At 37.3% G+C, this 14,598-nt stretch carries 13 protein-coding genes and 1 tRNA gene; 4 read left to right on the forward strand and 10 right to left on the reverse strand.

Features of this window, described 5'->3' with window-relative positions; all coding sequences use genetic code 11:
* The first annotated feature begins 39 nt into the window (after window positions 1–39).
* From M1F26_RS03945 to M1F26_RS03955, 3 genes are all read left to right on the forward strand, one after another.
* On the forward strand, window positions 40–366 hold the full coding sequence (locus M1F26_RS03945; protein ID WP_227528904.1) for a thioredoxin family protein: 327 nt from the start codon (window positions 40–42) through the stop codon (window positions 364–366).
* Between the two features lie 42 nt (window positions 367–408).
* Window positions 409–1,203: a sulfite exporter TauE/SafE family protein gene (locus M1F26_RS03950; protein ID WP_140172745.1), complete on the forward strand. Its 795-nt coding sequence runs from the start codon at window positions 409–411 to the stop codon at window positions 1,201–1,203.
* 222 nt (window positions 1,204–1,425) lie between these two features.
* Complete coding sequence (locus M1F26_RS03955) at window positions 1,426–2,433, forward strand: LacI family DNA-binding transcriptional regulator (RefSeq protein ID WP_004905247.1); 1,008 nt, start codon at window positions 1,426–1,428, stop codon at window positions 2,431–2,433.
* A 160-nt stretch (window positions 2,434–2,593) separates the two neighbouring features.
* Here M1F26_RS03955 and M1F26_RS03960 read toward each other — a convergent pair whose 3' ends face one another.
* The 6 genes from M1F26_RS03960 to M1F26_RS03985 all read right to left on the reverse strand — a co-directional run bounded on the left by M1F26_RS03960 (window position 2,594) and on the right by M1F26_RS03985 (window position 10,122).
* Window positions 2,594–3,565, reverse strand: a complete 972-nt coding sequence (locus M1F26_RS03960; protein WP_140172744.1) for an ABC transporter permease — start codon at window positions 3,563–3,565, stop codon at window positions 2,594–2,596.
* A 10-nt stretch (window positions 3,566–3,575) separates the two neighbouring features.
* A complete protein-coding gene (locus M1F26_RS03965; protein WP_140172743.1) occupies window positions 3,576–5,060 on the reverse strand; it encodes a sugar ABC transporter ATP-binding protein in 1,485 nt (494 codons plus the stop codon).
* Window positions 5,061–5,216: 156 nt separating this feature from the next.
* Window positions 5,217–6,077 (reverse strand): ABC transporter substrate-binding protein, encoded by an 861-nt coding sequence (locus M1F26_RS03970; RefSeq protein ID WP_370661211.1) that lies wholly within the window; start codon window positions 6,075–6,077, stop codon window positions 5,217–5,219.
* A gap of 151 nt (window positions 6,078–6,228) precedes the next feature.
* The gene (locus tag M1F26_RS03975; protein ID WP_140172742.1) at window positions 6,229–7,302 is read right to left on the reverse strand and encodes a zinc-binding dehydrogenase; all 1,074 of its coding nucleotides are present in this window, start codon (window positions 7,300–7,302) and stop codon (window positions 6,229–6,231) included.
* Window positions 7,303–8,021: 719 nt separating this feature from the next.
* Entirely contained in the window at window positions 8,022–9,323 is a 1,302-nt protein-coding gene (locus M1F26_RS03980) for an anaerobic C4-dicarboxylate transporter (protein WP_094963063.1), read from the reverse strand.
* Between the two features lie 70 nt (window positions 9,324–9,393).
* Window positions 9,394–10,122, reverse strand: a complete 729-nt coding sequence (locus M1F26_RS03985) for an aspartate/glutamate racemase family protein (RefSeq protein ID WP_140172741.1) — start codon at window positions 10,120–10,122, stop codon at window positions 9,394–9,396.
* A gap of 460 nt (window positions 10,123–10,582) precedes the next feature.
* Between M1F26_RS03985 and hypT the strand changes: the two genes are divergently transcribed.
* Window positions 10,583–11,494 carry a hypochlorite stress DNA-binding transcriptional regulator HypT gene (gene hypT, locus M1F26_RS03990; protein WP_140172740.1) on the forward strand — a complete coding sequence of 304 codons (912 nt, stop codon included), beginning with the start codon at window positions 10,583–10,585 and terminating at the stop codon, window positions 11,492–11,494.
* A gap of 263 nt (window positions 11,495–11,757) precedes the next feature.
* Here hypT and M1F26_RS03995 read toward each other — a convergent pair.
* The 4 genes from M1F26_RS03995 to mutY form a co-directional block, all read right to left on the reverse strand.
* A tRNA-Phe gene (locus M1F26_RS03995) sits at window positions 11,758–11,833 on the reverse strand.
* A gap of 183 nt (window positions 11,834–12,016) precedes the next feature.
* Window positions 12,017–13,090, reverse strand: a complete 1,074-nt coding sequence (gene mltC / locus M1F26_RS04000) for a membrane-bound lytic murein transglycosylase MltC (RefSeq protein ID WP_140172739.1) — start codon at window positions 13,088–13,090, stop codon at window positions 12,017–12,019.
* 54 nt (window positions 13,091–13,144) lie between these two features.
* A complete protein-coding gene (locus tag M1F26_RS04005; protein ID WP_042848738.1) occupies window positions 13,145–13,414 on the reverse strand; it encodes an oxidative damage protection protein in 270 nt (89 codons plus the stop codon).
* Window positions 13,415–13,424: 10 nt separating this feature from the next.
* Window positions 13,425–14,477 (reverse strand): A/G-specific adenine glycosylase, encoded by a 1,053-nt coding sequence (gene mutY / locus M1F26_RS04010; RefSeq protein ID WP_004264667.1) that lies wholly within the window; start codon window positions 14,475–14,477, stop codon window positions 13,425–13,427.
* Between the last annotated feature and the right edge of the window lie 121 nt (window positions 14,478–14,598).

Genomic DNA, 14,598 nt, shown 5'->3' on the forward strand with positions numbered 1-14,598 from the left:
GGCAGAAAATCTAATTATAGCTGTCTTATTTTAGGGGAAGTGGACAATAATTTCTCAAATATACTTTACCCTTTAGGGTCGCAAGGCCATCAGACGGTTGTCGTTTATTTTTCGGCATCGTGGTGTTTACCTTGTAAAAATATGAAACCTATTTTCATTAAACTTTCTGAATATTTTCAAGGAAGTAACATCATTTTTGGCATTGTTGATATTGCTCAATCGCCCACTTTAGCTCCTCGATATGGTATAAAATCAGTGCCGACAATTGCGGTTTTCCAAGATACTCGGTTAATCGATATTATTGCAGGAGAAGTACCATTTAATAGGGCATTAATGGTATTGGAGAAAACGCTCGGTAAGCGTTAATATTCAGCGAATATATTTAATAATAATGATAAGAAATTCATAATGTTAATATTGATATTAGAAGGGTTATTGATAGGCTGTCTACTCGGTTTGACGGGAGCTGGCGGGGGAATTCTTGCTGTTCCTGCTTTAATGGCAAGCCAAGGTTGGAGTGTTGCACTCGCTGCGCCTGTTGGGCTTCTAGCAATTACAATAGCGGCTTTTATCAGCGTTATTCAAGGGCTTATAAAAAAAAGTATTCGTTATAAAGCCGCAATTTGGATAGCATTATTGAGTATCCCTTCTGCTAAGTATGGTATTTACCTTGCCCATATTGTACCTTCAGTTTGGTTAACGCTTATTTTTAGCCTTGTTATGCTTTATGTCGGGGGGCGTATATTTTTCAATAGGGTTGATGAGCAAAATGATGCACATTGTTTAATTAATACAGAAACTGGGAAATTTATTTGGAACACTAAAACAGCGTTAATCTTTGGGGGGATTGGTGTCATTACAGGATTACTTACTGGTATGCTAGGTGTCGGTGGTGGTTTTATTATTGTTCCTGCATTGCGAAAGTTCACTAATTTGAATATGAAGAGTATTATTGCAACATCGTTAATGGTTATTTTCTGTATTGGTAGTATTAGTATTTTTATTAATGTTTTGAATGGGTTTCAATACCCTAAAGAAATTAGTATTATATTTATTGTCTCTTGTGTCATTGGTTTATTAATCGGTCGATTAATAATGCATTATATTTCCAATAGAACCATTCAAATGCTATTTTCAATTGTTGTTATTCTTGTCGCTTTAGGATTGATTTTATCAGTGCTGATTGAGCTAAAAGTTATTTAAAATATATTTTAAATGTCAATTTGTTTATTTAACATTTCTAATTCATGCGGTATGTCACTATTTTGAATTATCAGTCATTTATTCTTCTTAAAGAAAGTGAAATTGATTTATCTTCAAGCTCAAAACGGTATAATGAATAATCGCATATTTCTCCCTGATAATAGCCAAATGGATTACTAGCCTATTCTTCAGGGGATTCATTAAAGGTTGACTAGTATAATTATGACAAAACAAGATAGCTCAACAACGATAATTGATATAGCTAAACGTGCTAATGTAACTGATATTACAGTCTCTAGAGCATTTAATCATCCTGAGATGGTAAAGAAGGAAACTCGAGATAAAATATTAGCGATAGCACAAGAGCTCAATTATGTGCCAAATCTTTTTGCACGTAATCTGAAAAACAAAAATAGCCGCATAATAGGTGTGGTTACTGATAGCACATTTAACCCATTTTATATCGTACTGATTCAAACTGTCTCACGCTTAGCGAAAGAAAAAGGCTATCAAGTCATGATTTTTGATTCAGATAGTGATGAAAAAGCAGAAAAAACAGCAATCGAAACATTAGTCAGCTACAAAGCGAGTGGGATCCTACTATCGCCAGTTCGTGATGATAAAGACTATCAACCAAGTTACTTATCATTAATTGATCAACATAATGTGCCTTTAGTTTTTGTTGACCGTTCAATTTATGGTTATCAAAATAAGTATTCAGGGCTGTTTTTGAAAAACTTTGAAATTGGCGCTTTAACAGGAAAATTTCTTAACCAGCAGAATAGTGAAAACACACTGATTGTTTCAGGGCCAGAAGGATCTGAAATTAGTTTGTCTCGTTTAGCGGGTATATATGAAAATTTTCCAAATAGAAAAAATATTAATGTCTTATACAGCAGTTATATGTTTAATAAGAATGATGAAGATTATCTAAGAAAAAAAGTTCAAGAGCTTTATACACCAAATATGTATATTGTTGGGCTGAATGGAATTATCACGGCAGGGATGTATAAAATTATTTTAGAGCTAGGCCTTTCTTGCCGTTATTTTTCTGTAGATTTACCACCCTATGCAGATACTTACCATTTATCTATTTCTGGTGTACACCACGATTCAGTATATCTTGGTGAATTAACAACTGAGTTATTGTTTTCTGAAATAGAGCGAGATTCACATAAAGACCATAAAACAAAACAGATATTTGTTGATGGGAAACTTGTTGTTTATTAATAAGAGTTAGAAAGAAAGTCCGTTATGATTTTTATATGTACTCTAAAGAATTTGAGTTGTATATGAACACAGTCAACACCCATACAACTTGAAGTATGGCAATTATAGATAGGCAGGTAATGATACCTGCCTATCTTAATGGCGATGAGGTATTATTAATTTAGCGTTTCATTGAGCTAATTAAGGTAGCGCCCCAAATAATTAAACCTTTTACAATATATTGAACATAAGGTGAAATACCTAATAAATTTAAACCATTATTAAGTACGCCTAAGATCATTGCGCCAATCAGTGTGCCAATGATCATACCACGGCCTCCTGCTATTGAGGCGCCGCCGAGTACGACCGCAGCAATCGCATCTAACTCAAAGCCTACTCCTGCATTGGGTTGCCCACTCATTACTCGAGAGGTAAATATTAACCCAGCGAATGCAGCAGTAAAACCGCTAATAACGTAAACTAACATTTTATAACGTTCAACGCGGATACCACTGAGGCGTGCTGCTTCTTCATTACCACCAATAGCGTAAATATAACGGCCAAAAGAGACATGATTTAGTACAACATAGAAAATAAGATAAAGGCCAAGCATTAATAAAATAGGAACTTGAATTCCCATTAATTCTTCTCGTCCCCAAAAAGCAAACTCTTGAGGTAATCCTGAAACTGGGTAGCCACCGGTATAAATTAAGGCTAACCCTTTAGCAATAATCATGGCACCTAAGGTGACAATGATTGGCGGCATTTTACCGTAAGCGGCTAAAATCCCATTAATAAAGCCAAAAGCAACACCCGATAATAGTCCAAAAGCGATGGCTGCATAGGGGTCCATTCCATAATACTTCATTAAGCCTGCCATCAAGGTTCCAGACAGTGCCATAACAGCACCAACGGACAAGTCAATTCCACCTGTTAAGATAGCAAATGTCATACCGATAGCGATAATGGCATTAATAGAAACCTGACGAGCTATGGTCGAAAGGTTGTTTACAGTTAAAAAATGTTCATTAAAAATGGACATGCAGACAAATAAAAGAATTAAACCAACAAATGGTAAAAATGCAGGTATTTTTGTTAGCTTAGAAAAACTAAATTTATTTTTAGTTAATGGAATTGCACGTTGATTAGACATAGTCGTTATCCTATATAATATTGCCGGCCGCATGTACCATGATCTGAGTTGAGTTTATTTCGTCTCCAGTTAACTCAGCGGCAATTTCACCATCTCGAAAAACCAAAACCCTATCACTGACACCAATAACTTCTGGTAGCTCCGATGAAATCATAATAATGGAAATTCCTTTTTCAGTTAGAGAGCGCATTAATTGATAAATTTCTGATTTTGCCCCAACATCAATACCTCGAGTGGGTTCGTCGAAAATAAGAATTTTGGCTTGTTTATTTAGCCAGCGAGCAATAACAACTTTTTGCTGGTTTCCACCGCTTAAAGTAGAAACTGCAGTGTGAGGCTCTGGTGTTTTAACTTTTACTTGGGAAATTAAATCAATAGATAAAGTGAGTTCTTTTTTGTTTTGAATTAAAAATAATTTTTGAGCGTGATTGTTTAGCCATATATTTTCTTTAACGGAAAACGGCAATACAAGTCCTTGAGTTTTTCGGCTTTCTGGTAATAAACCGATACCTAATTGCAGTGCAGTCGCAGCTGATTTAACTTTAACTTCTTTGCCTTCTAAAACAACTTTTTTCTTGTAAGCCTTATCAGCACCAATCATGGCAAGAATAGTTTCTGTGCGACCTGAACCGACTAATCCAGCAAGCCCTAAAATTTCACCTTTTTTTAGTTGAAGGTGGTTAGTTGGGCTATATGAAAAACGCTGAACTTCCGCATCTAAGATGACTTCTTGCTCGTTAAATTGGCGTTTATGAGGGTAAATATTTTCAACTTCACGGCCAACCATCATTTCGATAATAACGTCTAAATCTGTTTCATCGACCTTACGCGACCCTATATATTGTCCATCGCGTAGTACACTGATGGTGTCACAGATTTCATAAATCTCTTCTAAATGGTGGGAAATAAAAAACATTCCAACCCCTTTAGCTTTTAAATCGCGCATTACATCGAATAAATGGTTTGCTTCATTGGGGGTTAATGTCGCAGTTGGCTCATCTAACACTAAAATTTTAGCATCCAAAGACAGTGCTTTTGCGATTTCAACAAACTGTTGTTCTGCAATACTTAAATGGCTAATGGGTTCATCAACATTGATGTTTACACCCAGCTCAGCTAGGATTTCCTGCGATTTTTTTCGCATTAATTTTCTATCTAATAAACCAAACTTATTTTTCAGCTCTCTATTTAAAAATATATTTTCAAAAGCATTTAAATAAGGAATAAGAGAGAATTCTTGGAAAATAATACCTACGCCTGCTTTTATTGCATCTCTGTAGTTATGAAAGGTGTGTTCTTTGCCTTCAATCAGAATTTGTCCGCTATCAGGTTTATGTATTCCACATAACACTTTCATTAGCGTTGATTTACCTGCGCCGTTTTCACCTAATAATGCGTGAACTTCCCCCTTTTCTAGGGAGAGATTAATATTATCTAACGCCTTAACCCCAGGGAAAGTTTTACTGACATCTTTTAATGCTAATAATTGCATCATATTGCTTCCCTATATTTCTCAACTGCTTAAAAATGGGTAACAAAGCCATTTGGAATTTTTATTCCAATATGCATTTAATAATTAATATTTATGAAAATGTATTGCACCGAACATCAGAAATACAGGTGCAATACATCGGTTATTGATAACTAACGATTACCAGTGAAAGTCTTTAGCATTTGTTTTGTCAATCAATTTAACATCAATTGGGACTTCTTTAGGGACATTGGCGCCCCAGTATTTTGCTAAGCCCATAGCTAAACCAATACGAACTTGGTCACGAGGGAATTGCGCTGAAGTAGCAATAAATGGCGAGTTACCTTTGGCAATCTCAGCAACCGCTTCAGGAGAACCGTCAACACTCACTAATTTGACATCACGGCCAGAAGACTCAATCGCTGCTAATGCACCTAAAGAACCGACATCGTTAACACTGAAGATCCCATTGAGGGTCGGATTTGCTTGCAACATGTTTTCTGTCACATTCATCGCAGTATCGCGTTCTTGTTTACCGTTCAATTTAGTTACGATTTTAATATTTGGGTATTCTTTCATTGCCGCTTCAAAGCCACGAACACGCTCAAGAATTGGTACAACAGGGATACCATCTAAAATTGCCACTTCGCCTTTGCCGCCTAGTGCTTCACCTAAACGTTTACCTGCCATTAAGCCAGCATCATAGTTTTTAGAACCAACGAAAGAGTCAATTGGGCCATTTGCTTGAGCATCAATGGCGATAACTACAACTCCCGCTTTTTTCGCTGCCAGTACAGCCGTTTCTGCACCAACGCTATCTGCCGGGTTTATTAACAGAATATCGATTTTTTTCTGTAACATATCTTCGATATCACTGGTTTGTTTTGATACATCATGAGCTGCATCAGAAATGTATAGTTGTGCGCCCATATCACCCGTTGCGCTCTCTAAGGCTTCCTTCATGGTGACAAAATATTCATTGTTTAATTCTTGAAATGACATACCCACTGAAACTGGCTTAGCGGTAGCGTTAAATGCCATACCTAAAGTCAGTACACTTGCAGCGACAGCTAACTTTTTAAATTTACTCAGCATAAGATGTTCTCCTAAAAGAGCGTTTAATTATATGTAGGGTTTTTACTTATTTAGTGTTTATTTGAATTATCAATTATTACTGCCAGTTAAAACATGTTTATGGCTTGATGACGACTTTAATTGAGTCTGCCGATTTCGCCATGACAAAAGCTTCTTCCCACTCATCGATGGAATAGAAGTGAGTAACGATATCATCAGCGCTAACTAAGCCACGGCTAAACAGGTCTATAGCAACTTCATAACTATATGGGCCTAAGTGGGCTCCGCGGATATCGAGTTCTTTGCGGTCACCAATGATTGACCAGTCAACAGTTGTTTCTTTACCGAATACGCTAAATTCCACGAAACGGCCAAGTTTGCGGATCATTTCTAGTCCTTGAGTAACACCAATTGGCGCGCCCGTTGCTTCAATATAAACATCACAGCCATAGCCTTCCGTCATATCTTTAACTAATTTAATGGCATCTTCTTTCAGTGGGTTGATAACAACATCAGCACCAAATTTCTTTGCTAATTCAAGGCGTTCATCAATCGCATCGATAACAACCAGTTTTTTCGGTGTTTTTAATTTGGCGACTTGGATCATACACAGCCCTAGTGGGCCTGCACCCGCAATGACGACGACGTCATTTAAATCGATATCACCACGGCGTACAGTGTGGATAGCACAAGCCATTGGCTCAATTAATGCGGCATCTTTATCAGATAGTTCATCAGGGATTTTATGGATAATAGCGCGTTCTGAAAAACGCATATATTCAGCCATACCACCGTCGGCAACTTCTTTTTGGAAACCGTAAATATCATGGGTTTCACACATCCAGTATTTACCTGATTTACAGAAACGGCATTCCCAACATGGGACAATTTGTTCTGCTAAGATGCGATCGCCGATTTTCAATTTGAATTTTTCAGCGGAGCCTTCACCTAGCTCAGCAACGCGGCCATAAAACTCATGGCCAGGAACTACTGGGGCTTTGATCCATGGGTCATCACCCCAAAACATTTGAGCACCATCGTTGGCTTTACAGTCACCCGCACAGATCCCGCATCCATCAACTTTGATGACAACTTCTCTAAATCCTGGCGTTGGTCTTTTAATATTTTCAAAGCGATAATCATGTGGGCCATGACAAACAACAGCTTTCATTTTTTCAGGTAGGTTACTCATGTTCTAAGACCTCTTTCTAGTTGTTAACCCTAATGTTGACGTCAACATTAAGCGTTTTTTTATAACGCATTTGCTTTAGTTTTTTAACGCTTAACTATCAATATTGATATGTATGTAAGAAAAATGGTTGTTTAATGTTATAGATAAAATAAATTTTTTTTAATATGACGACGTCGTCATTTTTGAAAGTAAGTATCTTAAAAACTAAAATTTGTGATTCAAACCCTAATCTTAGTCACTTAATTGAGTACTTTCATTGGGAAATGAGACTGCCGAAATTGACTCTGTAACATGATGAAAATCTTAATTCATTCCTTGTTTTGTTTTTTTAGAAATGAATATGAAGTCGAGTATAATTATTTTAACTATTTTCAGAAGCGGATAATTCATGCAAAAACATTTCAGCTCACACTTTTGAATGAAAACAAATTTAAACTACATTTAATAAAGAGATATTGAATGGCTAATAGGCCATTATTTTTAATTTATAAAATTTAATTTAAAAAAATAAATAAAGTAATGAGTCATTTTGATACGCTGTCATAATATTTTTTGCAGATATACCTATGGGTGTGAAAAAAATAGCTTTATACCTCGTAATTGTATTTTGCCAATTAAACAAAGTATAAAGCTAAATAGAGCCAAAGTTTAACTTCATTTTGTCAATAAAATCATTTTATTACAGCGTAAAGGGTGTGAGGGAGACTCACACCCTTGTGCTAGACAATCATTGGTGCAATGATAAAGCCGAAAGCGACACCGGCAATAATTCCACCTAGCCCTGGTAACATAAAGGGATGATTTAAAATATATTTTCCGACTCGAGTAGACCCAGTAGAGTCGAATTCAATGGCAGCTAATGATGTTGGGTAAGTGGGTAAGACAAATACCCCGGTGACGGCGACAAAAGAGGCCAAAATTGCCCATGTCGGGACATCTAAGGCAATGGCTAATGGAATTATTAATGGTGTTGTGGCACCTTGCGAATATAACAAGGCACAGGTCAAGAACAGAACTAAAGCCAATAAAATAGGATATGCAGATAATACATCTCCCGCGATGGCCTTGATTTGGTCCATATGGGCATCAACAAAAGTGGTACCTAATGTCACAATTCCGAGGATCACTGCAAGAGAACTCATTCCTGAACGGAATGTTGGTGCTAATACAATGGAATCCGGTGATGTTTTACAGAAAACCACCATCAAACATGCTGCACTTAGCATACAAATGATGATGATATCTCGTGTTCCCATCGGCTTACCGATATCAAAACCGGGACGTAATTGTGGGAATGCAGCGAGGATCACGATAGCAATCGTGGCAATAATGAATAGAACAACAGAGAATTTTTCTCTCGTTGTGCTCTCGCCTTTTTTCTCTTCGTATTTATGAACTAAGCCTTTTTGTAAACGTTCTAAATAGACCTCATCGTTTTCAAGTTCGCAGCCCTGACGTGATGCAATAAAAGCGGCAACCATGGCAGCAACAAAAGAGGCGGGTAAACAGACTGACATAACCACAATAAACGTGATGCCGTTACCTTCCATAATGGTCAGCATCGCGGCCATTGCGGCACTGATTGGAGAACCGGAAATCGCAATTTGTGAAGCAACCACTGAGCCTGCTAATGTTCTAGATGGTCGGATGCCCGAATCTTTCGCAATTTCTGCTATCACAGGCAGCATAGAAAACACAATGAAACCTGTACCAGCCATGATAGTCATCACCCAAGTGGTGATTGGCGCTATAATGTTTAGATACTTAGGATTTTTACGCATAAATTTACTGGCTAGGCGGACTAGATAATCCATCCCGCCCGCAGCTTGTAATGCAGATGCTGCTACCACAACTGTCATAATAATCAGAATAACATCAACAGGTGGTGAACCTATAGGTAAACCAAATCCGATAGTTAATACCGCTAATCCTAACCCACCACAGAGTCCTATACCTATTCCGCCCATGCGTATACCAAAGAATATTGCACCTAATACAACAATGATTTCTAGCCAAACCATAATCGTCTCCAATAGACAATATATTGTCATTAGTAATATTAAAAAATTAATTTTTGATAGTTGATATAAGTTAAATATTTTTATTTATGATTAAATTTTGTTTTCCGACTCTGTTTTCATACCAGTGAATACTTGCTCTGACCAATGAGCTGGTTGAGTCGATATATTTATCTGGATAACTATTAATTTCATTTTCAAGAATGACGGGAACCTCGGTGCAGCCAAGTACAATAATTTCGGCACCTCGGGAAAATAAAATTTCAGCTTGCTGTTTCATAATGGATTCAGCAATTTTTTTATTTCCTGATTTTAATAAATAAATGCTTTCCATTACATTTTCTTGGCTTTTTTTATCAGGAGTAATGCAGTTTAAATGTTTGTTCTCTATGTTTTTTTGATATAGTCCCATATACATAGTGGCATTTGTTGCAAGTAATCCGATATTTTTTTTCTTGGTTGCTAGTACTTCTTTCATTGTCGTTTCAACAATGCTTAGCATGTCGACATGGCAAACTTTTTTTAGTTCACTAAACCAAAAATGTGCTGTATTACAAGGTATAACAATACATTCGGCCCCGGCACTTTCTAGTTTCTTTAAATAGTCAGTCATTAAAGGTAAAGGTGATTCACCATGGTTTAATAGCGCTTCTGTTCGATCTGGTATATCAGGAATAGATGATATAATTAAAGGGATATGCTCTTGGTCTCTATTTGCTACGGTATAGCTTACAAATTTATTAAATAAATCAACAGTAGCGGCAGGCCCCATACCACCTAATACACCAATTAAACCTTTCATTTTAATACCCCTGCATTTCATTAGCCTTTTTATAAAATAAAAATCAATAAATGCTTATCTTTCTTCATTTATTTAACATATTGGTTAATATTCAAGTGATTATTAACTTACTTATTGCTGCTTAACTTTTGGTTAATATTTATCAATGTTTGTCTTGGATGAGAAATGCAAGTAAGTATGGTTTGATGCAAGATACGCATTAAGAACTTTCATTCAAAATAAAAATATTTTTATAAATTGCTCTGAAGGCCTGAATAGACTAGGTTTTATGAATTAAATAAATTAAATGAAAATTATTTTTGATTTTTGTTAATGTTTTAAATGGTAGGGCTATGCATAATACAAATAACGCTATTACAAATTTAGCTTTGTTATTTAACTAGTCATTAACTCAAAATATCAATAAAAATACTTTTAGTTTTTTATATTTTAACAGCAAGTCAATTTAAGGCTTAATAAGATGAAAAATATAGAAACAAAATGGCTATATGATTTTTTAACTCTAGAATCATGTCGACATTTTTCTCATGCAGCAGAACAGCGGAGTATTTCTCAGCCCGCATTTAGCCGTCGTATTAAAGCTTTAGAGGAAGCCATTGGCGTTGAATTATTTGATAGAACGACTTCCCCTTTACAGTTGTCTGAAGAGGGCAAAATTTTTCATTCTCAAGCGCGTAGTTTATTACAACAACTGGAATGTAACTTAAATGAACTATCCGGTCACAATGTATTGAGCCTACCGAATATTAAAATTGCCGCCGCTCATTCGTTGTCACTGACATTACTGCCTAAATTGGTTCATGGGCTGTCTGGTTACGGTGAGGAGTTTGTTTACCATGTTGAAGCCATTGATGTGGTGCAAGTTGTGAACACATTGAGAGAAGGGAAAAGTGATTTTATTATCTCATTTTATGATGAAGATTTAATGCAATCCCCATTTTCCTCATTGAATGTATTTGAATCTGAATTATACCCAATTTGTGCAGCGGATGAGCATGGTAAGCCGCTATTTGATATCTACCAACCTCAAGTGCCATTGCTGAATTACACCAGTGCTTCATATATGGGGAGGTTAGTTAATCGTCGGTTAAGTGAATTTGGTGCGATCAATTCGAAAACACTTTTCATGTCATCAATGAGTGAGTTATTAAAAAATATGGCTTTGGATGGCCATGGAATAGCATGGTTACCCATTTATTCCGTAGTGAATGAATTAAAAGAGAAAAAGCTAGTTTGTTTGGAGACCCCTGAATTAACAATACCTATCCAAGCGTATATTTACCGCATGGATACACGACTAAATAAAACCGCAGAGGACTTTTGGCGCATTTTGAAAAAGAATATCCCTGAGGATTTACGGAATTTGTCGTAGTAGAAGGGGCTTTTTCATTATCACCTCTACAATTTGTTAGGCAGAATTTAATTATAGTTGTCTTATTTTTTAAGGGAAGCGAACAAATCAGAGGTGGATAAATCAATGAAATTGTCATTTCCTTGGGAGATCACATGCTATGTCCACCTAAATGGGGCTGATATGAGGGCGAGTTGAATTTAGTTGAGTTGAAATTGGGCGAGTGTTGACCTCAGAGAGATACAAAGCAAAAACCCGCCTTTTGGGCGGGTTCTTTGAATAAGTGGTGCCCGGACTCGGAATCGAACCAAGGACACGGGGATTTTCAATCCCCTGCTCTACCGACTGAGCTATCCGGGCAACGGAGCGTATTAAACCTGATTTCATTGGTTGAGTCAAGGCGCTTTCAATAAACTTTTGACTGTATGCGCTTTTTTTCAACATGTTAGCTAGTTTTTAATCGAAAACACATAAAATTATTAAGGTTAATGACTAATGCCAGCCTTAAATCAGATTTTGGCTGGCATTCACTATTGGAAAATTTTAACGTAGATAATTTTTCTGTGCTTTGTTCACTTTAATCAGGTAATTACGTGACTCAGTTGCAGGGTGCTTAGTGGACAAGGTTTCATACACTTCACCCGGTTCTAAATTATTAATACGCTGCGCGGCTTGCTTTTTATCGCTGTGGAACACCCGCAGAACGCTGCCTGCGCCGCCATTATATGCGGTAATAACAGCATAACGGCGTGAGGTTTGATTACGAATATCGCCTAAGTAGCTGTTTTGCAATATAGCTAAGTAAGCCGTACCCGTGTCAATATTTTTTTCTGGGTCAAACAAATAGCTACGGCTAGGAACACCAGATTTCCCTTGTGAGCGGAAAACATCTTTGCCGGCGGTATTTGGCATAATTTGCATTAAACCAAGCGCATCAGAGCGGCTAACTGCATAAGGGTTGAAACTCGACTCAATTTGCATGATCGCGAGGATTAATGACTCATCAACACCATATTTGGCCGCAGATTTCTTAATATAAGGTAAGTATTTATGAGCCCGTTTATCTAAATGGTTTGGTACTAATTGCATAGTCACGGACCAAACAATATTCATACCAGACTGTCTGCGCTGCATTTTATTTTCAATCAGATAATCAGCAAACTTTGTGGCTCTCCATTCCCAACGAATCGCTTCTCCTGTGTTATCGAGCACTTGGCCAAATAAAAAGGGTTCTTTGCTATGAGGAATATCATTGATATCAGAATAGAGGTCAATGGAATTGGGGTCGTCCCCCATTAATAAGGTGGTGACAATGGCTTTCTTTAAGTGCTGTGAAGGCTCTACCGCTGAAATAGTCTCAACCGTAATGGTCCCTGCATCAAAATTAATATGGCTACGAGTTCGGTATTCATCGGTATATTTTACGTAGTCTTTTGGACCCGCAATTAATACTTCTTTAATGCCCCAAATATTTTCAATATTGTGGGCAAATTGACTCATTAGTATATCGAACCCATTGGTATCTTTGACATAATCAGGGTTAAAGTCAGATTTTTGCTTGCTAGAACAAGAAATAATTAGAGGGATCAACAAACTCAGCGCAAATAGTTTTTTCATACGATTCACAGTCTTGGGGCAAAAGTCTACCTACTAAGTAGGTAGACAAACAGATTATTTTTCAGGTGTATAGCCATCAATATGGATATCGTGGCCTTCAAACAAGAACTTAATCATTTCTTGTTCTAACATTTTACGGTCATCAGGGTTCATCGTATTAAGTTTCTTTTCATTAATGAGCATGGTTTGCTTTGCCATCCACTGGCTCCACGCCTCTTTTGAAATCTCGTTAAAAATACGTTTTCCTAACTCACCTGGGTAAAGCTGAAAATCTTGCCCATCTGCATCACGTTGTAAAAATGTACAAAAAATGGTTCTACTCATTAATTTTTCCTCAAATATCAGGTAGTAAGGCGAGCTGTTTTAGTAAACTTTCAACTGGGGCAGCAAGGCCGATAGTTGCGCCTAAGTGTAAGTTATACCAGAGTCCTTTGCCTTCATCCATGGCAGAATTAAATGCCTGAATCTTAACTTTTACAGGGATAATATCTAAATGAAAATGGCTAAATGTGTGACGGAAAGAAATTAATTGCTCTAATTGAGTATACTCAAAGCCAGATTCGTTCAGCCAATCATTGAGTTGCTCTAAAGAATCAAACTGTGGAAAGGCAAATAACCCCCCCCAAATACCGGATGGTGGGCGTTGTTCTAACCAAACATCATCGTCGTGCTGAATAATTAGAAACCAAGCACTCTTTTCAGGGATTTTCTGTTTTGGTTTTTTACCTGGGTAGTTTTGCCATGAATGATTAGCATAGGCCATACAGCCAAAATTAAGCGGGCATAGTTCGCATTTTGGTTTACTGCGAGTGCAGATCATTGCGCCTAAATCCATCATCGCTTGGTTAAAAAATTCAACTCCCACTTGTGGGGTGACATCAGTGCTGATTTCCCACAAACGGTTTTCGACTTCTTTTTTACCCGGCCAGCCATCAACCGCATAAGCTCGAGCTAATACGCGTTTAACATTACCATCGAGGATAGGGTAATGCTGTTTTTGCGATAATGATAAAATTGCCCCAGCAGTGGACCGGCCAACCCCTGGCAGCGCTAAAACCTCATCAAATGTAGTGGGAAATGAGCCACCATATTGAGTCGCGATCACTTGAGCGGCTTTATGGAGATTTCTAGCCCGGGCGTAATAGCCGAGCCCTGTCCATAAGTGCAAAACTTCATCAAGAGGAGCGTTGGCAAGGGCGGTCACATCCTCAAAGCGAGAGATAAACTTCTCAAAATAAGGGATTACAGTACTCACTTGGGTTTGTTGCAGCATAACTTCTGATAACCAAACATGGTAAGACGATTTTTCCTGTTGCCATGGCAACGTCTTACGACCATATTTGTGATACCAGTTAAGTACTGCAGATGAAAATTGTTGAGCTTCCATTAATAATTTTATTTTTTATTGATATTTCCAGTCATGGTAGGAATTGCAACATAGACGAAGGGGGCTGTAAACCGCTATTGTGTTGTTTAGTGTAAAGTTAGCGAATTATCAACTGCATCCT

Source organism: Providencia sp. PROV048 (genome assembly GCF_033688165.1).
GTDB classification, from domain to species: Bacteria; Pseudomonadota; Gammaproteobacteria; order Enterobacterales; family Enterobacteriaceae; genus Providencia; species Providencia hangzhouensis.